The organism is Faecalibacterium sp. AM43-5AT (assembly GCF_003603345.1).
In the GTDB taxonomy this organism is placed as follows: Bacteria; Bacillota; Clostridia; order Oscillospirales; family Ruminococcaceae; genus Faecalibacterium; species Faecalibacterium taiwanense.
Map to the genome: position 1 here is coordinate 37,370 of NZ_QVGZ01000007.1, position 25,401 is coordinate 62,770.

19 protein-coding genes and 1 tRNA gene are annotated in these 25,401 nt (G+C 56.8%); 6 read left to right on the forward strand and 14 right to left on the reverse strand.

Annotated features, from left to right (window positions below; translation table 11 throughout):
- Window positions 1-112: 112 nt before the first annotated feature.
- Window positions 113-2,638: a transglycosylase domain-containing protein gene (locus DW937_RS09495; RefSeq protein ID WP_120120775.1), complete on the reverse strand. Its 2,526-nt coding sequence runs from the start codon at window positions 2,636-2,638 to the stop codon at window positions 113-115.
- 269 nt (window positions 2,639-2,907) lie between these two features.
- Here DW937_RS09495 and DW937_RS09500 point away from each other — a divergent pair, with 269 nt between their 5' ends.
- Both DW937_RS09500 and DW937_RS14915 read left to right on the forward strand, forming a co-directional pair.
- The gene (locus tag DW937_RS09500) at window positions 2,908-3,282 is read left to right on the forward strand and encodes a hypothetical protein (RefSeq protein ID WP_097775368.1); all 375 of its coding nucleotides are present in this window, start codon (window positions 2,908-2,910) and stop codon (window positions 3,280-3,282) included.
- A gap of 132 nt (window positions 3,283-3,414) precedes the next feature.
- Window positions 3,415-3,585: a hypothetical protein gene (locus DW937_RS14915; RefSeq protein WP_154255643.1), complete on the forward strand. Its 171-nt coding sequence runs from the start codon at window positions 3,415-3,417 to the stop codon at window positions 3,583-3,585.
- 54 nt (window positions 3,586-3,639) lie between these two features.
- Here the strand turns inward: DW937_RS14915 and DW937_RS09505 are convergent, their stop codons facing one another.
- Together DW937_RS09505 and DW937_RS09510 are read right to left on the reverse strand one after the other, a co-directional pair.
- A complete protein-coding gene (locus DW937_RS09505) occupies window positions 3,640-5,418 on the reverse strand; it encodes a Na/Pi cotransporter family protein (RefSeq protein WP_120120776.1) in 1,779 nt (592 codons plus the stop codon).
- Between the two features lie 588 nt (window positions 5,419-6,006).
- On the reverse strand, window positions 6,007-6,459 hold the full coding sequence (locus DW937_RS09510) for a CBS domain-containing protein (RefSeq protein ID WP_097777622.1): 453 nt from the start codon (window positions 6,457-6,459) through the stop codon (window positions 6,007-6,009).
- 439 nt (window positions 6,460-6,898) lie between these two features.
- Here DW937_RS09510 and DW937_RS09515 point away from each other — a divergent pair, with 439 nt between their 5' ends.
- Entirely contained in the window at window positions 6,899-7,249 is a 351-nt protein-coding gene (locus DW937_RS09515; RefSeq protein WP_005945874.1) for an Asp23/Gls24 family envelope stress response protein, read from the forward strand.
- Between the two features lie 60 nt (window positions 7,250-7,309).
- Entirely contained in the window at window positions 7,310-9,004 is a 1,695-nt protein-coding gene (locus DW937_RS09520; protein WP_097777621.1) for a DAK2 domain-containing protein, read from the forward strand.
- 115 nt (window positions 9,005-9,119) lie between these two features.
- Here DW937_RS09520 and DW937_RS09525 read toward each other — a convergent pair whose 3' ends face one another.
- The 10 genes from DW937_RS09525 to DW937_RS09570 all read right to left on the reverse strand — a co-directional run bounded on the left by DW937_RS09525 (window position 9,120) and on the right by DW937_RS09570 (window position 21,426).
- Complete coding sequence (locus DW937_RS09525) at window positions 9,120-13,409, reverse strand: PolC-type DNA polymerase III (RefSeq protein ID WP_243111457.1); 4,290 nt, start codon at window positions 13,407-13,409, stop codon at window positions 9,120-9,122.
- 72 nt (window positions 13,410-13,481) lie between these two features.
- A complete protein-coding gene (locus DW937_RS09530; RefSeq protein WP_120020271.1) occupies window positions 13,482-14,096 on the reverse strand; it encodes a Fic family protein in 615 nt (204 codons plus the stop codon).
- 14 nt (window positions 14,097-14,110) lie between these two features.
- Window positions 14,111-15,184: a flavodoxin-dependent (E)-4-hydroxy-3-methylbut-2-enyl-diphosphate synthase gene (gene ispG / locus DW937_RS09535; protein ID WP_256372179.1), complete on the reverse strand. Its 1,074-nt coding sequence runs from the start codon at window positions 15,182-15,184 to the stop codon at window positions 14,111-14,113.
- Window positions 15,181-16,293, reverse strand: a complete 1,113-nt coding sequence (locus DW937_RS09540; protein ID WP_120020273.1) for a site-2 protease family protein — start codon at window positions 16,291-16,293, stop codon at window positions 15,181-15,183. Before DW937_RS09540 ends, ispG begins: the two co-directional genes overlap by 4 nt.
- A 15-nt stretch (window positions 16,294-16,308) precedes the next feature.
- Window positions 16,309-17,460, reverse strand: coding sequence for a 1-deoxy-D-xylulose-5-phosphate reductoisomerase (gene dxr / locus DW937_RS09545; RefSeq protein WP_120120777.1), 1,152 nt, complete (start codon window positions 17,458-17,460; stop codon window positions 16,309-16,311).
- 14 nt (window positions 17,461-17,474) lie between these two features.
- The gene (locus DW937_RS09550) at window positions 17,475-18,335 is read right to left on the reverse strand and encodes a phosphatidate cytidylyltransferase (protein WP_097777616.1); all 861 of its coding nucleotides are present in this window, start codon (window positions 18,333-18,335) and stop codon (window positions 17,475-17,477) included.
- Window positions 18,336-18,448: 113 nt separating this feature from the next.
- Window positions 18,449-19,162, reverse strand: coding sequence for a polyprenyl diphosphate synthase (gene uppS, locus DW937_RS09555; protein WP_120120778.1), 714 nt, complete (start codon window positions 19,160-19,162; stop codon window positions 18,449-18,451).
- A gap of 92 nt (window positions 19,163-19,254) precedes the next feature.
- Window positions 19,255-19,809: a ribosome recycling factor gene (gene frr / locus DW937_RS09560; protein WP_005945866.1), complete on the reverse strand. Its 555-nt coding sequence runs from the start codon at window positions 19,807-19,809 to the stop codon at window positions 19,255-19,257.
- A gap of 81 nt (window positions 19,810-19,890) precedes the next feature.
- Window positions 19,891-20,601, reverse strand: coding sequence for a UMP kinase (gene pyrH / locus DW937_RS09565; RefSeq protein WP_120120779.1), 711 nt, complete (start codon window positions 20,599-20,601; stop codon window positions 19,891-19,893).
- 129 nt (window positions 20,602-20,730) lie between these two features.
- Window positions 20,731-21,426 (reverse strand): DNA alkylation repair protein, encoded by a 696-nt coding sequence (locus DW937_RS09570; RefSeq protein WP_120120780.1) that lies wholly within the window; start codon window positions 21,424-21,426, stop codon window positions 20,731-20,733.
- Between the two features lie 145 nt (window positions 21,427-21,571).
- Here DW937_RS09570 and DW937_RS09575 point away from each other — a divergent pair.
- Window positions 21,572-21,646 (forward strand) — tRNA-Gly (locus tag DW937_RS09575).
- Between the two features lie 48 nt (window positions 21,647-21,694).
- Here the strand turns inward: DW937_RS09575 and DW937_RS09580 are convergent.
- The gene (locus tag DW937_RS09580; RefSeq protein WP_120120781.1) at window positions 21,695-23,302 is read right to left on the reverse strand and encodes an MBL fold metallo-hydrolase; all 1,608 of its coding nucleotides are present in this window, start codon (window positions 23,300-23,302) and stop codon (window positions 21,695-21,697) included.
- Window positions 23,303-23,518: 216 nt separating this feature from the next.
- Here DW937_RS09580 and typA point away from each other — a divergent pair, with 216 nt between their 5' ends.
- Complete coding sequence (typA, locus tag DW937_RS09585; protein WP_097777612.1) at window positions 23,519-25,342, forward strand: translational GTPase TypA; 1,824 nt, start codon at window positions 23,519-23,521, stop codon at window positions 25,340-25,342.
- The last annotated feature ends 59 nt before the right edge of the window (window positions 25,343-25,401 follow it).

Here is a 25,401-nt window from a genome sequence, read left to right on the forward strand (position 1 = left end):
TGCGTTTTTGTCAGATTATCCAGTTTTGCTGCGGCAAGCGCGGTATTTCCTTGCCGGATTCACCCCGCGCCGGTGCCGATAGTACGCCTTTTGTCCTTCATATGGCTACAGATCAGTCTGTATCCTGATTACCTGTATCCGCAGGAATGACAGCCTGCTCCGGTGCCGCAGTCTCCGCAGGTGCAGCCGCTGCAGGAGCTGCTGCATGGGAGTAGTTGCAGGTACCAGGCAGATCATCGGCGCGGTAGTAGCCCACGGCGGTACTGGGGCAGGAGCCGCCTGCCAGCAGACCGCTCTGGGTGCAGTAGCGGCGCTCCACCACACCGGCAGAGGTCGGGAATGCCTTATACGGCAGGTCTGCCTGCACCTGTTCCATCAGCGCCTTCCACGCCATAACACAGGTACGGGTCTTGGCCTGCTGCTTACCCAGCGTCTTGGTCATATCATAGGGTGCATCGTAGCCCCACCACACGGCGGTAACGTAGTACGGCGTGCCGCCCACGAACCACAGATCCTTTTCGTCGCTGGCGGTACCGGTCTTGCCAAAGGCTTCCATGCCGTTGGAGTTGGGGTAGCGGCCACCGGCGGTGCCCACGCTGGAGTACAGAACGTTCTTCAGCAGGCGGTTCATCACATAAGCGGTATCCGGGGTCAGGGCCTGATAGCTGGTGGAGTTGTTCTCCAGATAGATATTGCCGTCACGGTCCAGCACGCGGGTATACAGGTGCGGGGTGGTGTACTGGCCATCGTAGAAGATCTGGAACGCAGCTGCCAGCGCCGTGGGCGTAACGCCATGGGTCTGACTGCCCATGACCATCTGCGCCAGACCCACATCGTTTACCGGGTCCAGCGTGTTCAGCTGCAGGGTGTTGTACACAAAATTGAAGATGTTGCTTGCGCCCACCAGATCACCCACACGCACCGCAATGGTGTTCAGCGAGCGGGCCAGACCGTTCCACAGCGGCACATCACTGTTGTCGCCGTAGTTGCCGCCATAGTTGCGGGGCCAGCTGCGCCATGCGTTGGGATAAGCGCGCAGCTGCTTGTCGGAAAGGCCCATCAGGCCGTTTTTGCGGCAGTAATCTTCATCGCGGATCACCATATCCTGCTTCTGATACAAGGGCGAGTTGTTGAGCATGGTGGACCAGTTCACCAGACCATACTCTACACCCAGTGCATACGCACCGATAGGCTTGATGGTAGAACCCGTCTGACGAGTGACACTGTAGGCACGGTTCAGCGAGAGGCTCTTGTTCTTTTCGCCCAGACCACCCACAATGGCGATCACATTGCCGTCATAGTCCAGCGTGACCATGGCTGCCTGAGTACGCACATTGCGGTAATAGTAAACGGTACCGTCGTCGCCGGTGCGGGTCTTGGGCGTACCGTCCTCGTTCATCACCTGTACATCGTCATCCGAGATAGAGGTCACCTCTTCCTCATGCCAGCCGGCCGGGAAGTAGGCATCGTCCGTGTTGAGCATCAGGTTTTCCATGGCGGACTGCACCTTGGTGTTCACAGTCGACTCAACGGTAAAGCCGCCGGTGTACAGCAGCTTCTGTGCCTCGGATTCCGAAATGTTTTCCTTGTCCATGATGTCCTGCACCAGCTCGGTGAACAGTGCATCGGTAAAGTAAGAGGTAACGGAAGAATTCTTCTTGGTATCCTCTTCCTCGGCCAGTACCAGCGGCTGGGCCGCTGCGTTGCGGTAGTCCTCTTCGCTGATCACGCCCTGCTGCCACATGTTGTACATGAGGAAGTTACGGCGGTTGATCAGGTTTTCGGGGTTGGTGTAGGGGTTATAGTTGGTGGGATTTTTGGTGATGGACGCAATGGTCGCACACTCCCACAGGGTCAGCTGGCTGACATCCTTATTAAAGTATTCGTTGGCCGCAGTCTGCACGCCCTGAATGGTGCCGGTAAAGCTGATGGTGTTCAGGTACGCTTCCAGAATGGTCTCCTTGGAATAGCTGCGGCTCAGGCAGAGGGCGCGGTAGATCTCGCGCAGCTTGCGCAGTGCGCCTTCAATGCCGCTGGCGCTCTTGTCGTCGGTCAGGTTCTTGATCAGCTGCTGCTCCAGCGTGGATGCACCCTGCTTGGAGCTGTAGATGGGCAGCAGGTATTCGTTGACCATTGCGCCGATGGTGCGCTTGAAGTTGACGCCGGGCTCGTTGTAAAAGTCCTTATCCTCGGTGCAGATGAACGCATACTGCAGGTTCGTGGGGATCTGCTCCAGATCCGCCCACACGCGGTGGCTGTTGGAAGAGCGCAGCGTGGCATACTCCACCTGTGCACCGGTGTCCGGGTCGGTGGCCATCACCACACTGGACTGGCTCAGCTCAATGTTGTCCAGATCCAGCAGGTCGCCGTCGTTGGCGGTAGCCTGCACCACGTAATACACAGCACCCACTGCCACCAGACTGCCTGCCATGATGCCCAGACAGATCAGTGTAGCAATGGTTCGGCCAATGAAGCGCAGAATGGGATGTCTGCCCTTTTCACGGGGTTCCTTTGGTTCTTTGGGTTCCCGGCCGCGTTTGGGTCCCGGCTGGGACTCCCGGCGGCTGTTGCTCACATTTACCTTCCGCCCCGCCGGTGCCGGGGAATGCCCCTCACCGGCACGGTTGATCTTTCTCATATCGGAGATAGAAATCGCCTCCTAACATTCAGGCTGCTTTTTCAGCGCCATGCGCTGGTACTTTTCCATCAAAGCGCACAGAACTGCACGCAATACCATATTATAGCACGCGCACAGAACGCGGGCAAGAACCAATCTTCGGCCCTGATAGGTCTAATCATCTGTAGTATAACACAATCTGCCGGACAAAGTACAGCATTCCCGTGTGAAAATTGACTGTGCCCCCCTGTTTTGGGGCATACTTCAGCCGGAAAGGAGCGTGTTTCTCCATGCGCAAACTGTGCACCTGCCTGTTCTACGGGCTGTGCGTATTCACCATCGTGTTCAGCCTGTTCTGGATGGCCCTACCCAAGCTCAGCCTTCCGGTGCCCGACCCCGGCAGCGAAGCACCGCCTTCCTCCGCAGCAGACCTTGCCGCACAGGCCATGCCGGAGCTTGCTGCCCAAAGCTACCGCCTGTGCGACAAAGGCGGGCGCGTGGCCGTTTACCGCTGCGGCACCAATGGCCAGCCGGATGTGCTTGTCACCGTCACCGGCATCTACACCAATCTTCTGCCGGAGAACGATGCCGTGCGCATCAAGCGCGGTGTGACCGTGTACAGCGAACGGGAACTGGACCTGCTGCTGGAAGATCTGGGCGGTTGAGTGCAGAATGCTCAATTTTTGTCGACTTTTACCGATTATTTTTATTGACATTCCGATGTAAAAATTATATAATGATAATAGAAGTAAAGTTTCTTAACCGCCTGCAGCGATCATAAAAGGAAGTGCTTCCTCATGTCAGAACAGATCACCCTCCATTACCAGTGCCGTCTTTGCGGCAAGCAGCTGGACCGCGGTATCCACCTCGGCCCGCCCAGCCCCGGCACCTGCAGCAAAGCCGCCAAGGTGGACGGCTTTCACGGGCCGCACCGCTGGGTCATTGTCTCTTTGCCCAAAAGTGCTTGATTTTTAACGCAAAAAAGACCTCCGGGAAAAGTGCCCCGGAGGTCTTTCTTAGTTTCAGGCTTCCATTTCTTCCAGCGGAACAAGGTAGGCCTTGCGGCACTCCTCGTATTCCAGCATGTAGTCCTTGGTGGGGTTGTGGTGCATGATGCTCTTGAGGGTGTGGGAGTCGTAGTCCTCGCCGGCATCCATGCCGATCAGGCGGGCAGCAACGTTGGAGCAGTGATCTGAGATGCGCTCTGCATTGTTCAGCACATCCAGGAACACGACACCCGTATCAATGGAGCACACGCCGTCCTTCAGGCGCAGGATGTGCTGGTCGCGCAGGCGCTCCGCCATCACATCGATCACTTCCTCCAGCGGTTCCACCTGAGCCGCCAGACGCATATCGCTGTTTTCAAAGGCATCGTTGGTCAGGTTCAGGATGCGGTTCAGCGCATTCTCCAGCAGCTGCAGCTCTTTGGTGGCGCTTTCACTGAAGGACGCTTCCTTTTCCTGCAGTTCTTCTGCCTTTTCCATAATGTTCACCGCATAGTCGCCGATGCGCTCGAACTCGGTAACAAAATTCAGCAGTTCGGTCACAGTGTGGCTCTCATCGTCGCCCAGCTCCTGATCGGTCATCTTGATCAGATAGTTGGAGATTGCCACCTCCATGCGGTCGATCAGGTTTTCACGCACCCGGATGGCGCTGACGGCATCCTCGTCCATCTTCAGCAACAGCGGTGCAGCCAGATTCACATTGCGGGCAGCACGGCGGGACATCTTGACCACAGCGCTCTTAGCCTGCTGCAGGGCCACAGCCGGGCTTTTGAACAGACGTTCATCCAGCACCGGCATGCTCAGCTCCTGTGCTTCCTCGGCGTTATCCGGCACAGTGAGCATTGCCAGCTTGGAAAGCACGCCGCTGCACGGCAGGAACAGCAGCATTGCGCACACACTGGAAAAGGTGTGGATGTTTGCAATGGAGCTTTTGTTCATCACATCGTTCCACATGGGGATGCCAACGGTAAACTGCACCGCATACACCAGCGCCAGCAGGATCACGCTGCCAATGATGTTGAAGTACAGATGGATCAGTGCAGCGCGCTTGCCGTCCTTGGAGGAGCCGCCAATGGTGAGCAGCGGCGTAAAGGCCGTGCCGATGTGTGCGCCCAGAATAATGGGGATGGCAGAGCTGAAGGTGACCAGACCCGTGCTGGACAGTGCCTGCAGGATACCCACCGATGCCGAGGAAGACTGGATGATCACCGTGACCACCACGCCCACCAGAATGCCCAGAACGGGATTCGTCATGGTAACGAACAGATTCTGGAACACGGCGCTCTCACGCAGAGGAGCCACACCGGTGTCCATCAGGCTCATGCCGGTAAACAGGATGCCGAAGCCCAGCATGATCTGGCCGATGTTCTTCTTTTTAGCGCTGCGCAGGAACACATAAAAAATGCAGCCGATAAACGCCACCACGGGCGCAAAGGTCTTGGGCTGGATCAGTGTCAGCCAGAGACTGTCACCGGAGATATCCGCCATGCGGATCAGCTGGCCGGTAACAGTGGTACCAATGTTTGCACCCATAATGACACCTACCGACTGCGTAAGGGTCATGATGCCGGAGTTTACCAGACCGACACAAATAACGACCGTGCCGGCCGAGGACTGGATGACACCCGTGATGAGGGTGCCAAAAATAACGCCCTTGAGCGTTGAGGAGGTCAGCTTTTGCAGCACGCCCTGCATTTTGCCGCCGGCCAGTTTTTCCAGACCAGCGCCCATAATGGACATGCCGTACAGAAACAGCGCAATTCCACCCAACAGAGAGGTAATGTGTGTGATATCCATAACGATACTCCTAAAAATGATCTTCCTTTTGATCCTTGTACATCTGCCCTGCCCGCACACCGGGCCTGCTTGATTCGGCAGATGCTGCGGCCTGCCGCTCTGCTGCACAGAACGGCGCACAATGACCGCGCTTGGATTTATTATATCATTTTTTATCCTGTCACAACAAGGTTTATTTTACAAGAAAATCACTTTTTCTACACAATTTTCCGTCTCTTAATGAATTCGTGCTCTTTCCTTTTCAATTATTTTACATCAATTTTACATTTGTACTGAAGTCCCTGTCTGTTTGCGGGCGCTTACTCTGCCAGTTCTTCCATTGCTTCCCGCACCGTATCGGCCGAAAACAGGAACACTCCGCTGCCGGTGTATACTTCCACATGGCTTCCAACATAACGCAGTTCAAAATCTTTCATCTGTGTTCCCTCCTGTATCTCATTTTTTGCAGCTTTTCAGAACGTTTTTGTTCCATGGCTGTATTATCGCACACAACAGGTACCATAAATCGGATCTTCAACGCATTTTGCAGACAAAAAGCCGCCCGGCTCCAGATGCGGAACCGGACGGCTGGCCACCTATTTATATCGTTCAATGCACAGCGGCATATTCCGGGATGCGCTGCTCATGGGCCTGCTGCTCCGTGCGGGCCTTCTCATAGCAGTAACGGATGATTGCCTGCCTGCGCACGATGCCAATGAAGATGCCGCGGTCATCCACAACCGGCACAAAGTTCTGGTTCATGGCCGCTTCGATCAGCTGATCCATGCTGGTGGTCACGGTGACAGCCTTGTAGTCGCGCTTGTGCGGGAAGGCCGAAATGGGGATATCCTCAGCCGCTTCCAGATCCAGACCATGGAACTTTTTCAGCCCCCAGAGAATGTCGCCCTCGGTCAGGGTGCCCACATATTTTCCCTGCCGGTTGAGCACCGGAATGGATGCGTAGCGGTTATTCTCCCACTTTTCCAGCGTCTGCCGAAGGGTAAAATCGTCGTAAACATACATCAGATCCTGCTTGGGTGAAAGGAAAAACAAAATATTCATGACAACAGCTCCTAAACATTGTTCCACGCGCCGTGCGCAAAAAATAACGCAGTTCGTCCGCACAAGCGGGACCCTGCGCCGCAGTCCCTATCCTTGTTTTTATTTTAGCACTTTTTCATAGTCAGATAAAGAGTTATCACCCACCTTTTATATTTTTTTAACAGATTGTTTGCTTTCTTTCGTCATACTTTCGGTTTTGATAAAAAGCAACCAGCGTCCGTTATGCTATCACCTTCCCGGTGCGAAACCGCCCGAACCATGCCGCCAATGCAGAAACCTGCGCAAAAAGTTGATATACCAGCATTTTGCGCTGTACAAGCGCGCCCCAAAGTTGTATAATAATGTGGGTGTTTTTCGGCGCAGTATGCGTATCTGTCCGTCGCTGCGCCCCAGACCTTGAATGTGTTTTATGAAAATAACATAAAGGAGCAGAGCGACTATGATCACTTCCCGTTTCCCTCTGGGGGATGTCAGCTTTACGTCCGGGTATTTTGCTACTCTGGTAGGTGAAGCAGCCAAACAGTGTTACGGTGTTGCCGCAATGGCACCCCGTGATATGACCGATGCCGTCAGAAGCATGGTGCACGGTTCTGATTACCCGGAAAAGGGTGTCCGTGTCACGCAGGAGGATGGTCGTCTGGTGATCGAACTGCACATTGCAGTGAGCTATGGCCTGAACATTTCTACCGCCGCACGCAGCATCTCTCACCGCGTCAAGGACGAGGTGGAGCAGGCTACCGGCCTGAAGGTTGCCCGCGTTGTGGTTTCGGTAGACGATGTGATCGCCTGATTTTTGTTGGTTCATCCGAATGCGCCGGGCTTTTCCGGCAAGTACAAGGAGTAAAAAAGAATGATTTCTGGTAAGATCTTGCGTGACGCCATTATCTCTGGCGCCAACAACATCAACAATCAGCGCTCCCGCGTGGACGAGCTGAACGTTTTCCCTGTTCCTGATGGCGATACCGGCACCAACATGGGCATGACCGTGGGTGCTTCTGTGCGCGAGCTGGAAGCATTGGACGACAGCTGCACCGTGGGTGAGGCTTCCAAGACCGCTGCTTCCGCCATGCTGCGCGGCGCACGCGGCAACTCCGGTGTTATCACCAGCCTGCTGTTCCGCGGCTTCTCTAAGGCGCTGGAAGGCAAGAAGGAAGCCACCGCTGCCGACATTGTCGAGGCCCTGAAGAAGGGTGTCGAGGGTGCCTATAAGGCCGTTATGAAGCCCACCGAGGGCACCATCCTCACGGTTGCACGCATTGCCTCTGAGGAAGCTGCTGCCTGCGGTGCCGAGGATGTGCCCGCTCTGTGGGATGTGGTGATGACCGCCGGCCAGAAGGCTCTGGAGGACACCCCCAACCTGCTGCCTGTTCTGAAGAAGGCCGGCGTTGTGGATGCCGGCGGTCAGGGCATCATGGTCATCTTTGAGGGCATGGGCAAGGTGTTCCATGGCGAAGGCATCGTGGCAGGCGGCGAGGCTGCTCCCAACAAGGCAAAGCTCTCCACCGAGAACGCCGGCAAGGGTGTGTTCACCGACGACCTGATGAAGGTGGAGGACATCAAAAACGGCTACTGCACCCAGTTCCTGATCAACAAGTATGAGGGTGCAAGCGCCGCAAAGATGCGTGCCTTTGCAGAATCCAACGGCGACAGCGTGGTGTGCATCGAGGATGACGATGTGATCAACCTGCATGTGCACACCGCTGACCCCGGCAAGATCCTGAGCGAAGCCATCAAGTATGGCTACCTGACCAACTTCAAGATCGAGAACATGCACGAGCAGTTCCTGGCCCGTCAGAAGCAGGGCAAGAGCCTGGAAAAGCAGGCTTCTGCTGAGAAGGCCCCTTCTCAGTCCAGCGAGTTCGTCTACGCTGCTGTGGACCCCAGCCGTGACTATGGCTTTGTTGCCGTTGCCGCCGGTGAAGGCCTGAAGTCCGTGTTCACCGATCTGGCTGCAGACGCAGTGGTCTCCGGTGGTCAGACCATGAACCCTGCCACCGAGGATATCCTCGCCGCCATCCAGAGCGTGCCCGCAAAGACCGTGTTCGTGCTGCCCAACAACAAGAACATCATCATGGCTGCTGAGCAGGCCCAGAAGCTGGCCGACCGTCAGGTGGTCGTTCTGCCCACCCGCACCGTGCCCATGGGCATTACCGCCATGCTGAACTTTGATCCCTCTGTGAACGCCGAGACCAACACCATCAACATGATGGCTGCTGCCGACAAGGTGTCCACCGGTCTGATCACCTATGCTGCCCGCGACAGTGAGTACGACGGCAAGCGCATCAGGAAGGGTGAGATCATGGCTCTGGAGAACGGCAAGATCGTTTCCACCTCCAACGATATCACCAAAGCTACCTACCGTCTGGCACGCGGCATGTGCAAGAAGGATTCCAGCTTCGTCACCATCATTTCCGGCTGCGACGTGAGCGATGAGGATGCCGAGAAAGTGACCGAGATCGTAAAGGCAAAGTGCCCGAACCACGTTGAGGTCAGCCACATCCGCGGCGGCCAGCCCGTTTACTATTATATGATCAGCGTGGAGTAAACACTCCCCCGTTCTGCTGATTTTTTAAGCACCTGCGATTTTTGCCGCGGGTGCTTTTTTAAGCAAAAATGCCTGCACAGCTAAAGCCGTGCAGGCACTTTTGCTTTCAGGATCCTCAGAAGAAGCTCACCTGACTGCTCTCCGGCAGGTCGCCCAGAGCGCCCACCTGACGCAGACGGTCCAGAATGCTGCTGCCGACGCCGGAAGCCTGCTGCAGCTCTTCCACCGAGATATATTCTTCGCCGTGGATGGTCACCTTTTCCAGTGCATCGGCGGCAGCACCGCCAAGACCCTTCAGCGAAGAGAAAGGCAGACGTACCTTGCCGTCCTCCACCACATACTTGGAGCCGCGGCTCTTGCCCAGCTCAATGGGCAAAAACTCGTAGCCGCGCACCAGCATCTCGTTGACGAGCTGCAGGCTGACCAGCACATCCTCGTCCTTGGCGTTCTTCTCTTCCTTCAGGCGGCGCTTGACTTCTTCCATGTGGGCGCGGGCCACTGCCGCACCGCCCACAGCGGCTTCGTAGTCGATGTCGTCGCCGCGTACGGTAAAGTATACCGCATAGAACTCCGGCGGACGGTAGATCTTGAACCACATCAGACGAATGGCCGACATCAGGTAGGCCACGGCATGGGCCTTGGGGAACATATACTTGATCTTGCGGCAGCTCTCGATGTACCAGTCCGGCACCTCGTGCTCCCGCATGGCTTCCTCCCAGCCATCCTTGAAACCGCCCTTGGCCACCTTGCCCTTACGCACGGCCTCCATGATATCAAAGGCCATCTTGGGTTCCAGACCCTTGCGCAGCAGGTACAGCATGATGCTGTCACGGCAGCCAATGACCTCCGCAATGGTGCAGGTGCCGCTGCGGATCAGCTCGTCCGCGTTGCCGGTCCACACATCCGTGCCGTGGGACAGGCCCGAGATCTGGATCAGCTCGGAGAAGTTCTTGGGGCGTGCCTCCACCAGCATACCGCGCACGAAGTTGGTGCCCATTTCCGGGATGCCGAAGGTGCCGGTCTGGCTGTCGATCTGTTCCGGGGTCACTCCCAGCGCTTCGGGGCTGGTCAGCAGGCTGTACACCTTGGGGTCGTTCATGGGGATGCTGTCGATGGGGATACCGGTGTACTCCTCAAAATACTTGTAGAAGGTGGGCATATCGTGGCCCAGTTCGTCCAGCTTGAGCAGGGTATCGTGCAGGTACTTGAACTCGAAGTGGGTGGTCAGCAGGCCGCCTGCCACATCATCCGCCGGGTGCTGGATGGGACAGAAATCGTAGATCTCGTAGGTGTCCGGCACAACGACCATGCCGCCGGGGTGCTGGCCGGTGGTGCGCTTGACACCGGTGCAGCCCAGAGTCAGGCGGTTCTCCTCCGCATGGTTCACCGTGCGGCCGCGCTCATCCAGATATTTTTTGACATAGCCGTAGGCGGTCTTGTCCTGAATACCGGACACGGTGCCCGCCTTGAACACGTTGGCTTTGCCGAACAGCTCCTCTGTATAGCGGTGCACATTGGACTGATATTCGCCGGAAAAGTTCAGGTCGATATCCGGCTCTTTATCGCCGTAGAAGCCCAGGAAGGTCTCGAAGGGAATGTCGTGGCCGTCCACCAGCATCCGGGTACCGCAGTTGGGGCAGTTTTTATCCGGCAGGTCAAAGCCGTCGTCCACGCTGCCGTCGGTGATGAACTCGCTGTGCTTGCACTTGGGGCAGCGGTAGTGGGGCGGCAGGCTGTTCACCTCCGAGATGCCGGAGAAGTGGGCCACGGCCGATGAGCCGACCGAGCCACGGCTGCCCACCTGATAGCCGCCCGCGTTGGAATAGGCCACCAGTTTGACTGCAATCACGTACAGCACGGCGTAGCCATGGCCGCAGATGGAGTCCAGCTCCTTCTGCAGCCGCTTTTCCACAATTTCGGGCAGCGGGTCACCGTAATCGCGCTTGGCGTGTTCCCACGTAGCATCGCGCAGCTGCTGCTCTGCGCCCTCGATGCTGGGCGGGTAGGTGCCGCGCGGGATGGCACGAACATTGTTGTCGATCATCGCCGCGATCCTGCGGGGGTTCTTCACCACTACCTCGTAGGCTTTTTCCTTGGGCAGATAGTAGAACTGCGCCAGCATATCCTGCGTGGTGCGGAAGAACAGCGGCGGCTGGTTGTCGGCATCTTTAAAGCCGTTGCCCGCCTGCAACACAGCGCGGTAAGCCGCGTCCTCCGGCTCGGTAAAGTGCACGTCGCCGGTAGCAATGACCGGCTTGTGCAGGTCCTCGCCCAGCTTGATGACCGTGCGGTTGAAGTTTTTGATGTCCTCTTCGCTGTCCACCTTGCCGTCCCGCACCATGTAGGCGTTGTTGCCCAGCGGCTGGATCTCAAGAATATCGTAGTAGGACGCGATCTTTTTCAGTTCTTCATAGCTGGTGCCATCCACGATGGCTCGGTACAGCTCGCCGGCTTCGCAGGCGGAAGTGAGCAGCAGGCCGTCCCGGTATTTGTTCAAAAGGCTCCGGGGCACCCGGGGCTTTTTGAAAAAGTAGTTCACATGGGCTTCGCTGACGATCTTGTACAGATTTTTCAGGCCCATCTGGTTCTTGACCAGAATGATGAGGTGGTAATACTTCTTTTTCAGCACCTCGCGGTTGCCGCCAAGGCCGGTGTTGATCTCGCTTACCTTCGCTACCTGCTTTTCTTTCAGGTCGTTCAGCATGACCCCGAAGATGCGGCCCAGCGCGGCAGAATCCTCACAGGCACGGTGGGCCTCGTAGGCAGGCAGCTCCAGATGCTTGTTGATGGTGCCCTGCTTGTAGTTGTGCAGGCCGGGGTACATGGCCTGCGCCATGGTTAGGGTGTCGATATAGGTCGGCTCCAGCTTGATGCCGCTGCGCTTGGCGGCGGCGCGCAGGAAACGCATATCAAAGGCGTGGACGTTGTGGCCCACAAGGATGCGGTCTCCCGCAAATTTGAGGAAGGCTTCCAGCGCTTCCTTTTCGCCGGGGGCATCCGCCACCATTTCGTTGGTGATGCCGGTCAGCTCGGTGATCCTGGGGGTGATGGGCTTGCCGGGCTTGACAAAGGTATCAAATTCCTCCACCACTTCGCCGTTTTTCACGATGACGGCACCGATCTCGGTCATATACTCCACGCCGGGGTCAAGGCCTGTGGTCTCGGTATCAAACACGCAGAACTCCCCGTCCAGCGGCTGATCCTTCACACCGTATACACAGGGGATCATGTCGTCCACAAAGTAGGCTTCGCAGCCGTAGATCAACTTGAAGTCCGGGTCTGATTTATGGATATCGTCCGCTGCCAGCATGGCTTCCGGGTAACCCTGACACACACCGTGGTCAGTGATGGCAACGGCCGGATGTCCCATGCGGTGGGCCAGCTTGACGATGCCGCCGGGATCACAGAAGCCGTCCATGCTGGAAAGCTTGGTGTGCAGATGCAGCTCCACACGCTTGACCGGTGCGGTATCCTCCCGCTTTTTGCGCTCCACGATGAGCACATCGTAGGGGTAGACGATATAATCGTGTTCGTACTTGTCGTAGGAGCAGTCGCCGCGCACGATGAGGGTGGTGCCTTTGCCAAGGCTCTCCCACTTGGAGCAGTCCTCACCTTCCTGCGCGCGGATCTTCAGGTTGATGGAGCCCTGATAATCGGTGATGGATACGGTATAAATTTTGCGGAAGTTTCCCTTGACCTCCGAGAAGAACACATCGCCCCAGATCGTGCACTTGCCGCCCTCGCCGCCAAGATCTTTCAGCGGGGTGAGGTTCTTGGGGGTGAACATCTTGCCGTGGAAAATGGTGACGGGCTTATCGGTCAGGTCCAGACCATCCACCTTGATGGACGGTGCTGTGTTCTTTTTCTCAAACTTGACCACCGGTGGCGCAATCTTGCGCTCCAGCTTTTCTTCCATCTGGTGCTGCTCGGCTTCGCTTACAGCGCTTTGCAGCGTTACCTGCGGCGTTACCCCGGTGTGGGCCGCAATGCGCTCTGCCAGCAGCTTTTCAAAGTGCATCTCCTGCAAAAACTTGGTGCCATGGCATACGCCGATGGTGATCTTCTGTCCGATGATGTTGATCTTGCACCGGTCCAGAAAGCCATTGATGGGCACGCCGTCCCGCTTCATCTCTTCCATCAGATCGCGCAGGGCCGCTTCGTCCAGCATGGCATAGCCAAACAGGTTCTGGATGCGCAGCTCAAAGCCCTCATAATCCGGCTGCAGGGATGCCAGCAGCCGGGCACAGAGATCTTTGTCCAGCGGCGCACCGCTGCGCAGGGTAAAAATGACCTGCCGCTCCTGCCGCAGCATCTGCGCATGCTCCACAATGACCTGCCCGAAGCAGGCCGCAAATGCCGGGTCCACCATGAACTGCGGCCACAGGTTGGATACGAGTGGTGTCACAAATGGTACTCCTTTTTATACAGCACAAACTGCCGCACCCGTTTTTGCAGGTGTGGCAGCAAAAATGTGGTTTTATTTCTTTGCAAGTTCCTCTGTTCTGAAAATCTGGTAGCCCTCATAATGATAGCTTGCATCAATCCCCTTCATATACACCTGACGGTCATTGATCTGTTCCGTCAGTGCTTTATGCAGCAGCACCTTGATTTCCAGATCTTTCACCGGGCTGCGCTCCATGGCCATCAGATAGTCGCTTTTATCCACGCGGCTCCAATCCACCACCTGATGCAGTTTTTTTTTCAGGATGCTGTCCAGCCAGATACGGGTACTGCGGCCATTGCCTTCCCGGAAAGGGTGCGCCACGTTCATCTCCACATATTTTTCAATAATTTCATCAAACGTGGACTGCGGCATCTGGTCAATGCTTTCCAGTGCCGGGCGCAGATACATGACCGGTGCAAAGCGGAAATTTCCCTTTGCGATGTTTACGGTGCGCATCTGACCGGCAAATTCATAGATATCTTCAAACAGATATTTATGGATCATTGCAAGGCCTGCAAATGTTCCCACCGGAAAAGTATTCAGCAAACCCGTATCATACAGCGCCAGCGCCTTTTGTTTGCTGATTCTTTCCTCTTCACGGGCAAGCTCCAGTTCATCTGTCAGGCCCAGTTTGTTTTGCAGTGCCATAGCATTCTCCCATTTTACAGTTTATAGATCTCATCCATGAACTGATCCAGGATGTTGTCTCCGGTCAGCTTTTTGATGGGCTTGCCGTGGATGAACAGCACCGCCTCGCCTTTGCCGCCGGCAATGCCGATGTCTGCTTCACGGGCTTCACCGGGGCCGTTGACCACGCAGCCCATCACGGCCACCTTGATGGATTTTTTGCAGCCCTGCAGCCGCTTTTCCACCTCATTGGCGATCTCGGTGCAGGGATACTGGGTGCGGCCGCAGGTGGGGCAGGTGATGACCTCCGGGCCTGCTACCGGGAAGCCCACGGCGCGCAGGATGTTGTAGCCCGCTTCCACTTCCTTTTCTGGCTCTGCGGCCAGCGAGACGCGGATGGTATCGCCAATGCCTTCCAGCAGCATTCCGCCGATGCCCATGCCGCTTTTCAGCAGACCCATCTGGTAGGTACCCGCCTCGGTAACACCCACATGGAGCGGGTAATCCGTGACAGCGCTGAGCTGGCGGTAGGCCTCCATCATGCGGGGCACATTGGAGTTCTTGATGGAAATGACGATGTTGTTGAAATCGAATTTTTCCAGCAGGCGCACATGGTACAGTGCACTCTCCACCATGGCCTCCGGCGTGGGTGCGCCGTATTTTGCAAGGATGTGCTTTTCCAGACTGCCGCCATTCACGCCGATGCGGATGGGAATGTTCTTGCGCTGACAGGCATCCACCACAGCCTTCACCCGGTCATCGTCGCCGATGTTGCCGGGGTTGATGCGGATCTTATCCACGCCCACATCTGCGCAGGCCAGAGCCGCCTTGTAGTCAAAATGGATGTCTGCCACAATGGGGATGTTCACCGCATTCTTGACGGCTTCGATGCACTTTGCATCCGCCGGGCTGGGGCAGGTCACGCGCAAGATCTGACAGCCAGCAGCTTCGCACCGCTTTGCCTGCGCCACATTGCCCTCAATATCCTCCACCGGCACGTTGAGCATCGTCTGCACCGCAATAGGATTCTTGCCGCCGATGGTCACATTGCCGATCTTCACTTCCCGTTTTAACTGCCTCATAAAGCTCCCCTTTCTGTTTTTGCTCACATTGCACCGGTCACAAGCCGGATGATATCATTATAGGTTGCAAAGAGCATCAGGCCAAACAGCAGTGCAAAGGCCGCAATGGTCAGTGTGCCCTGCAGCTTTTCCGGCACTGCATGGCCGGTAACGCCCTCAATGATCAAAAATACCACCTTGCCGCCATCCAGTGCCGGGAAGGGCAGCAGATTGAACACGCCCAGATTGATGGTGATGAGGGCCAGCAGCTCCAGCAGATCCTGCCAGCCGTAGCTTGCCGCCTGACCGATCGCTGTCACGATACCCACCGGGCCGGACAGATTGTTGATGCTCTCGCGTCCGCGCACAAGGTCTTCCAGCGAGGTAAACACGATGCGTCCGTAGTACAGGGTGCTGTTCCACGCTTCTTTTAACACATTGAGCGGTGTTTTTTTGATGCCGTACACCGTAAAGCCAAGGGTCATATGGGTCTGGCCGTCCTCGTCCTGCCAGGTGTTGAACTGCACGTCCGACAGTTCCACCTTCTGGCCGTCCCGCTTGACCGTAAAATCGGCGCGATAGGCTTCGGTGCGCACCAGCTCATAAAGGATGTCGTTGGCCACAAAGCAGCGCCTGCCGTTCACGGCAACGATCTCGTCCCCCGCCTGCAGGCCGGTCTGGCCGCAGAGGGCATCGTTCTCAATGGAATAGATGGTCTTGCTGGTGATGGCTCCTTCCTGTGCTGCCACAAGAATGACCAGCACCACAAAGCCCAGCACGAAATTCATGAAGGCACCTGCCACCATCACAAGCACACGCTGCCATACCGATGCCTCGTTCAAAGGGATGCCGGTGCGCTGCTCCGGCGGGACAGGGTTTTCGTCCTCTGCTTCCCGTTCGTCGCGGGCCGCTTCGGCCTGCTGGCTCTCGGGGCTTTCCTCGCCCTCCAGCGCCACATAGCCGCCTACCGGCAATGCACGCAGGCTGTACTGGGTGCCCTTGTAAATTTTCTTCCACAAAGCCGGCCCCATGCCGATGGAAAACTCGTTGACCTGAATGCCGCAGAGCTTTGCCACGGTAAAGTGCCCGAATTCATGAATGGCGATCACAGCGCTGAACACGATCAATGCGGCGATCAGGGTGATAAAAATTGACATTGCGTCTCCTAAAGATCAAAGATGTGCGCGCACGAACTCTCGTGCCATGCGGTCGCACTCGTACACATCGCTGAGGGTATACTCGCCGCCAAAGCTGTCGCTGTCCACGACTGCTTCCACCAGACGGCCAATATCGAGGAAGCCAATTTTGTCCTCAAGGAAGAGCTTGACAGCTTCCTCATTGGCACCGTTGGCGGCGCATGGGCCGAGACCTCCCTTTTTGATGGCCTTTTTGCAGGCGGCAAGGCAGCGGAAGGTCTCGTCGTCTGCCACATCGAAGGTGAGCACCTTGAGTGCGGCAAAGTCCAGCTCCGGCACAACGCCGGGTACGCGCTTTGGGTAGGTGAGCGCATACTGGATGGGAATGCGCATATCCGGCACACCCAGCTGAGCAATGACCGAATTATCGCTGAACTGCACTGCCGAGTGCACGATGCTCTGGCGCTGCACCACGATCTGGATCTTCTCCGGCGGCAGGCCGAACAGCCACACTGCCTCGATCAGTTCCAGACCCTTGTTCATCAGGGTGGCAGAGTCAATGGTGATCTTTGCGCCCATGTTCCAGTTGGGGTGCTTGAGGGCATCCGCCTTGGTCTTACCGCGCAGCTCCTCGGTCTTCATCCCGAAGAAGGGGCCGCCGGATGCCGTGAGCAGGATCTTGGTCAGGCTGGGGGCACTCTCCTTATCCTGCAGGCACTGGAAGATGGCCGAATGTTCACTGTCCACCGGCAGCAGCTTTACACCTTGCTTTGCCACGGCCTGTGTGACCAGATGACCGCCGGTGACAAGACTCTCCTTGTTGGCAAGGGCCAGATCATGCCCGCTTTCGATCGCGCACAGGCTGGCACCAAGGCCTGCAATGCCCACCACACTGTTCAGCACCACATCGGTGCCATCCAGTGCAGCCAGCTGCTTAAGACCCTCCGGCCCTACCAGCAGCCGGGGCGCATCTGCACGACCGGAAAGCTCCGCATCCAGCCTGCGGGCCGCATCCGGATCGGTCATGCAGACATAGCGCGGATGAAACTCTTCGATCTGCTGCAGAATTTTATCCACATGGCTGTGGGCAGAAAGGCCGAACACCTCATAGCCCTGTGCACGGATCACATCCAGACTCTGGGTGCCAATGGAACCGGTAGAACCCAGCAGAGTGATTTTTTTCGACATCACATATTCCTCCCTTAATAGTAGAACACCGCCGTAATGACCATGGTCACAAAGGGTGCAATGAACATCACACTGTCAAAGCGGTCCAGAATGCCGCCGTGCCCCGGGAAGATGGTGCCGTAATCCTTGATGCCGCACTGGCGCTTGACCACGCTGGCAAACAGATCGCCATAAATGCCCAGCACCGCCGCCACGCAGCCCAGCAGCGCAATGATCACATACATGGAAACGCCAATGTTGGAGCGGGTGAAGGCTTCCATCCGGTTTGCTGCCACCGAGTATACCAGCGTGATGATCACACCAAACGCCATGGTGCCCAGAACACCGCCAACAGCACCTTCCACGGTCTTTTTGGGGCTGACCACCGGGCAGAGCTTATGCTTGCCAAAGGCACGGCCTGCAAAGTAGGCACAGGTATCGCCGCCCCAGGCAAAGCAGAGGATGAGCAGGATAAAGAACACCGCATCGTAGCCGTACTGCTCCACCGGCAGCAGCTCCTTGAGCCGGATAAAGGAATAGAAGCAGAAGATCACGATGCCGGAGAACATCAGCAGGCCGCTGGCCTTCTGATAGCTGATGGTGCCGTTGCGCACCACCAGATAGATGGCATAAAATGTGACCAGCAGAAAGGACACCGGCATCACCAGCCGCCGCATGACCTGATAATTGCTCGTCATGACCAGCAGTGTATACGGCACCAGAACCGCATACATCAGCCAGTCCTTCTTTTCAAAGCCGAGGGCACTGTAGATCTCGTGAACGGCGATCAGCGTAATGGCCGCGATGACCAGATTAAAGATCAGAGTGTTGAAGGTGAACATCACGCCGATCAGTACAATGATGCCCACGATCGCAGTAATAACACGTGTTTTCATAGATTGGATCTCCTTTTCACCGGTCGGGTGCCGCGCCCCTCTGGATTAAGTTTGGCTCCGGCAAAGCCGCCGGGCCGTCCGGTCCCTGCACCGTGTGCAGGAGGTCTTGGGTTTTACAGTCCGCCAAACCGGCGGGAACGATGATTGAACTCCTCAATGGCAGCGTCCAGATCGCTGCGGGTGAAATCCGGCCACAGAACGTCCATTTCTACCAGCTCCGAGTAAGCTGCCTGCCAGAGCATGAAGTTGGACAGCCGCTTTTCTCCGCTGGGACGCAGGATAAAATCCGGGTCCTTCTGGCCAGCGGTATACATGGCATCGCTGAGCAGCTGTTCCGTGATCTCTTCGGGCTTTATCTCCCCTGCCGCCGCCTTTGCCGCAAGCTGCTGCGCCGCCCGCACGATCTCCGGGCGGCCGCCGTAGTTGATGGCAATGTTCAGGGTCATGCCGGTCTTGACCGAAGAATCTACTTCCAGCTTGTTCATCAGCTGCTGCAGCTTTTTATCCAGCACCGTGCGGTCACCCATGAACTTGATGCGGATATTGCGGTTCTTGTAGTCAAAGCCCTTCAGCAGATATTCGCCGAACAGCCGCATGATGGCGTTGACCTCTTCCAGCGGACGCTTCCAGTTCTCGGTGGAAAACGCATAGAAGTACACCGACGAAACGCCCAGCTCATCGCAGTAATCTGCAATATCGCTGAACACCTCTGCGCCTTTTTTGTGCCCGGCAGTGCGGGGCAGGCCGCGGTTCTTTGCCCAACGGCCGTTGCCGTCCATGATGATGCCGATGGAAAGGCCCTCGGCAAATTCTTTCGGATGCGCCATTATTTCCTCCCGGCAGCAATGCCACCTTCAACAAAAGTGCCGCGCACTCTTCTTCAGCGCACGGCACCTCCAGTCTATTGCATCTGCGCAGATCAGACAGACATGATCTCCTTCTGCTTTTCTTCCACCGCAGCATCGATGTTCTTGATATACTTGTCGGTCAGCTTCTGGACATCCTCTTCCATGGTCTTCTGGCTGTCCTCGGTCAGCTCGCCGGCCTTCTTCATGGCCTTGGCCTTATCCATAGCCTCGCGGCGGATGTTGCGCACTGCCACCTTAGCCTCCTCGCCCAGCTTGGAAACTTCCTTTGCCAGCTGCTTGCGGCGCTCCTCGGTGGGAGCCGGGAAGTTCAGGCGGATGGTAGAGCCGTCATCAATGGGAGTGATACCCACATCGCTGGCCATGATGGCCTTGCTGATGGGGCGCAGCAGAGTACGGTCCCACGGGGTAATGGTCAGGGTGCGTGCTTCGGCCACAGCCACGGATGCCACCTGCTGGATGGGAGTGGGGGCACCATAATAATCCACGCTGACCTTATCCAGCACAGCGGGATTTGCGCGGCCTGCGCGCACAGCGCCCAGTTCGCGGCCCAGATGTTCGACCGAGCTCTTCATCTTGTCTTCGTAAACCTTGGTGTTGCTGCTCATTGCGGTAGTCTCCTGTTCCTTTTTATCTTGGGGCTGCGCTGCAATGCGTCTGCCCTATAATGTATGTCGGCTGCAGGCGTTTCAGCCCTCGTAAACCAGTGTGCCCACATTCTCGCCCTGCACGGCACGGGCAATGTTGTCCGGGTCGGCCAGATCGAACACGAGGATGGGCAGCTTGTTGTCGCGGCACAGAGTGGCAGCAGTGCCATCCATAACAGCCAGCTGGTCTTCCAGCACCTTGGTAAAGGTGAGGGTATCATACTTCTTTGCGTCGGCGTACTTGTGGGGATCCTTATCGTAAACGCCATCCACCATAGTAGCCTTGAACATCACATCGGCGCTCACTTCCACAGCGCGCAGAGCGGTTGCCGTATCCGTGGAGAAGAACGGGTTGCCGGTGCCGCCGCCGAACACGGCGATCTTGCCCTCATCCATGGCGCGCAGGGCATCCTTGCGGGTAAAGGGCTGTGCCACCTGTGGCATGGTGATGGAGGTGAACACCTCAGTGGGCACACCCAGCTGCTCCAGCTTATCGGAAACAGCCAGTGCGTTCATCACGGTTGCCAGCATACCGATCTTATCGGCCAGTGTGCGCTCCATCTTGCCGCTGGAACGGCCGCGCCAGAAGTTGCCGCCGCCCACAACAATGCCGATCTGCACGCCGAGATCGTGTGCTTTCTTCACGCCGCCGCAGATTTCGTCCATGGTGGGCTCGTCAAAACCCATGCCTTTTTCGCCGCCCAGTGCTTCGCCGCTGATCTTCAGAAGGATACGCTGATATTTCAATGCCATAATCCAAACACCACCTGTTTTTATCTTCCGTCAGGGCATAGGCATACCCTGACATTTTTTACTATAGCTTATTTTACAATAAAACATCCATAAAGTAAACAGGAAATCTGCGCGGAAATCCGGAAGCTTTTATGAACGGATGCGCAGACCGCGCAGCAGCTGCTTCATTCCGGGCGGAATGCGGCGGCTTTCCACCGCTTTCTGGATGGCTTTGTTGTGGGTCCACAGATCCAGCCGCTTTTCTGTGAGCCACGGCAGCGCGGCATCCGGCTGCTTTGCCAGTGCTGTGGCAAAATACCATGCCCGCATCATATTGATATAGTATTCCGTGCTGCGCACATCGGCCACCCATTCCAGATATTCCGGCCGGAATGCATCATCCAGATAATAGCGCATCAGCATCTCCATGCCATAGCGCACGGTGTACACCTCGCCCGAATCCAGCCAGCGGCGAATGGGCACCAGCAGTTCCTTCTTGTGCTTTGCAAACACTTTGGGGCAAAAGCAGTCACAGGTGGCCCAGTTGTTGATGTAGGGCAGGAACGCTTCCGTTTCAGCCAGCGCCCTGTCGTAGTCCCGGATAAGTTCGATCAGAAACGCGTGGAGGTTGTTCTCTTCGTAGTATCCATGCGGCAGGGCCTGTAAAAACACCTCTGCCTGCGCTGTGCCCGCGAGCTGTTTTGCCAGCCTGCGCAGAGCCGGAACGCGCACGCCAATCACCGTTTCCGGCGGCACGGTGGGCATCAACGCACTGTGAAAGGTGCGGTATGCTTCATCCTGCAAGGCAAACAGCTGCGCACGAATGATCTCTGCTTCCGGCTCCATCCTCTCTCCCTCCGTTCTTTTCTATTGTAGCAGAGCCGTATGGAAAAGCAAGGCCGTTCCGGCATTCTTTTCCGGTGCTTTAAGGAACACACAAAAATTGGGCTGGACATTTGTGCCGGAACATGCTATAATATCGTTCGTAAATGCGGGCATCGTACATCGGCTAGTATATCAGCCTTCCAAGCTGAGGAGGTGGGTTCGATTCCCATTGCCCGCTCCATGCAAAAAAGCGCCGTGGCCTTTTGGGTCACGGTGCTTTTGTTTTGCTTTATCGGTCCCACTTATCGCACAGGGCATTGATCTGGTCGGCAAACCTGGCAAGGTCTTTGTTTGCGCCGCCCTCGTTGTGCTCGATGACCCGCAGCAGGCGCTTGCCGGCGCTGACCAGCCGCTGGAACACACTGGCGGCACGGCTCTGGCCTTCATTCGCCTTGTGCTCAATGCGGGCTCTCGTGCCCTCCTGCAGGCAGACGGCCCCTTCGGCTCCGATGGCCCACTGTGCGCCGTTGTAGGGTGCGCAGGCAGTGAAGCCCTGTTCCGTCAAGGTCTCCACAAAGTGGTCCTCGGTCTCATCTTCGCCGTGCATCACGAACACACGCTTTGGTTTCTGCTCAAAGGAGTTCACCCACCGCAGCAGACCTTCTCTGTCCGCATGGCCGGACATGCCGGTGAGCTGGCACAGCTCTGCCTGCACCTCAATGGGTTCACCGAACAGCTTTACCGTCGTGGCACCTTCCAGCAGGGTGCGGCCCAGCGTGCCCACCGCCTGATAGCCCACGAACAGAATGGTGCACTCCGGCCGCCACAGATTATGCTTGAGGTGGTGACGGATGCGGCCCGCTTCGCACATGCCGCTGGCCGAGAGGATGACCTTTGGCACGCGGTCTGCATTGATCATGCGGGATTCATCGCTGGTCACCGTGACGCGCAGACCCGGGAAGGTGATCGGATCAATGCCGTTTTCCAGCAGAGCGCGGGTGTCCGCATCAAAGCAGTCCGGGTCGGTATCTTTAAAGATGCGGGTCGCCTCGATGGCAAGCGGGCTGTCAATGTACACCGGGAAGTTGCCGTGCCCCTTCACAAGGCCCTTTTCCTTGATCTCACGGATAAAGTAGAGCATCTCCTGCGTGCGGCCCACCGCAAAGCTGGGAATGACCACATTGCCGCCCCGGTCAAAGGTGCGCTGCAGGATCTTCGTCAGCTCGCTCACATAGTCCGGCTTCGGGCCGTGGCTACGGTCGCCGTAGGTAGATTCCATAAAGGCGTAGTCCGCCTCTTTGATGTAAGCAGGATCCTTGATGATGGGCTGATCCAGATTGCCGATATCACCGGAGAATACCAGCTTGGTCGTGGTCTCACCCTCGGTGATCCAAAGCTCTATGCTGGCCGAGCCAAGCAGATGGCCCACATCCACAAAGCGGGCTTCAATGCCCGGTGCAAGCTGGAAGCGCTGCTCATAGGCCTTGCCCACAAACAGCTTCATGGCTGCTTCAGCATCCTGCACAGTATACATCGGTTCCACCGGTTCTGCGCCGGAGCGCTGGCCCTTGCGGTTTTTCCACTCCGCTTCAAATTCCTGAATATGGGCCGAGTCCCGCAGCATGATGCCGCACAGCTCCACCGTGGGGTTCGTGGCATAGATCTTGCCGCGGAAGCCGTTGCGCACCAGCAGCGGCAGCATACCGGTATGGTCGATGTGTGCATGGGTGGCCAGCACCCAGTCGATCTCGCCGGGTGCCACCGGGATGGGCTGGTTCTCGTATACGTCCTTACCCTGCTCCATGCCGCAGTCGATCAAAAAGCGCTGCCCAGCCGCTTCGATCAAAGTGCAGCTGCCGGTGACCTCATGGTTCGCGCCCAGAAATGTGATCTTCATAAAAACACCTCCGGCTTTATTTCTTCTGTACCCTTAGTATAGCATATTTTAAAGGTACACGCCGCACAAATCGCATGGCTTTTCTCAGGCATTCTGCCGAAAGCTTGAAAAAATTTTTATACAATCTTGACAAACCACCCCTTCCTGTTATAAACTTAAACTTGTATGACGTTCGTTCGTATTTTATGAGTTTTAATAATAGAGAGGTTGAATTTTATGGTTCGTAACGATTTGCGCAACGTTGCCATTATCGCTCACGTTGACCACGGCAAGACCACCCTGGTGGATGCAATGCTGCGTCAGAGCGGCGCATTCCGCGATAATCAGGTCGTGGCTGAGCGCGTCATGGACAGCGGCGATATCGAGCGTGAGCGCGGCATTACCATTCTGGCCAAGAACTGCTCCTGCACCTACAAGGGTGTCAAGATCAATATTGTCGATACTCCGGGCCATGCCGACTTTGGCGGCGAGGTGGAGCGCGTGCTGAAGATGGTCAACGGTGTTCTGCTGCTGGTGGATGCCGCCGAAGGCTGCATGCCCCAGACCCGTTTTGTGCTGCAGAAGGCTCTGCAGCAGAACCTGAGTCTGGTGGTGGCCATCAACAAGATCGACCGCCCCGATGCCCGCATCAAGGAAGTCATCGACGAAGTTCTGTACCTGCTGATGGATCTGGGTGCTACCGATGAGCAGCTGGACTGCCCCATGCTGTTCTGCTGTGGCCGTGATGGCACCGCAAGCCTGGACCCCGATGTGCCCGGCACCGACCTGATCCCTCTGTTCGATACTCTGCTGAGCACCATCAAGCCGCCTGAGGGCGACCCCGAGGCTCCCTTCCAGATGCTGGTGTCCTCTGTGGACTATAACGACTTCGTGGGCCGCATCGGCATTGGCCGCATCCAGAACGGCGTTGCCAAGGTGGGCGAGGAAGTTGTCGTCTGTGACTGGCACAATCAGGATCTGAAGATGCGCGGTCGTCTGACCAAGCTGTACGACTTCCAGGCCAATGGCCGTCAGCCGTGCGATAACATTACCGCCGGCGATATCGTGGCATTCTCCGGCCTACCCGACGTGACCATCGGCAATACCCTGTGCAGTCCCTCCAATGTGGAGCCGCTGCCCTTCGTGAAAATCAACGATCCTACTGTTGAAATGACCTTCTCCGTCAACGACAGCCCGCTGGCCGGCCGCGAGGGCAAATACGTCACCAGCCGCCAGATCCGTGACCGTTTGCAGAAGGAGCTGCTGAAGGATGTCGCTTTGAAGGTGGAGGATTCCGCCACCACCGATTCCTTCCGCGTTATGGGCCGTGGTGAGATGCACCTGTCCATCCTGATCGAGACCATGCGCCGTGAAGGTTATGAGCTGCAGGTCTCTCCCCCGCACGTTCTGACTAAGGTCATCGACGGCAAGACCTACGAGCCTATGGAGCATGTCGTCATCGATGTGCCCACCCAGTATCAGGGCGCTGTCATGACCGGTCTGGGCCAGCGCAAGGCTATCCTGCAGCAGATGGAATCTCTGGGCACCGACCGTGTGCGTCTGGAGTTCCGTATGCCCAGCCGCGGCCTGTTCGGCTACCGCAACCAGTTCCTGACTGATACCCATGGCGAGGGTGTTATCAACCAGATCTTCGACGGTTACGATGTCTGGGCTGGCATGATTGCCAACCGCTCCACCGGTTCTCTGGTCAGCTTTGAGACCGGCGAGGCTGTCACCTACGGTCTGTTCAATGCTCAGCAGCGCGGCACCCTTCTGGTGGGCGCTGGTGAAAAGGTCTACGAGGGCATGGTCATTGGCTACACCGCTTCCGGCGAGGACGTGGATGTCAACGTCTGCAAGACCAAGCACCTGACCAATACCCGTGCATCCGGCTCCGATGATGCTCTGCGCCTGATCCCCATTAGCAAGCTCAGTCTGGAAGGCTGCCTGGAATTCCTTGCACAGGACGAGCTGCTGGAGGTCACCCCCGAGAATCTGCGCATCCGCAAGCAGATCCTGAACCACGAGCAGCGCATGAAGGCCAAGAGCAAGCTGAAATAAGCCTTTCCTTCTTTTATAATATGTACTTTACCGTCCTGCAGCGTTTCAAAACACCGCAG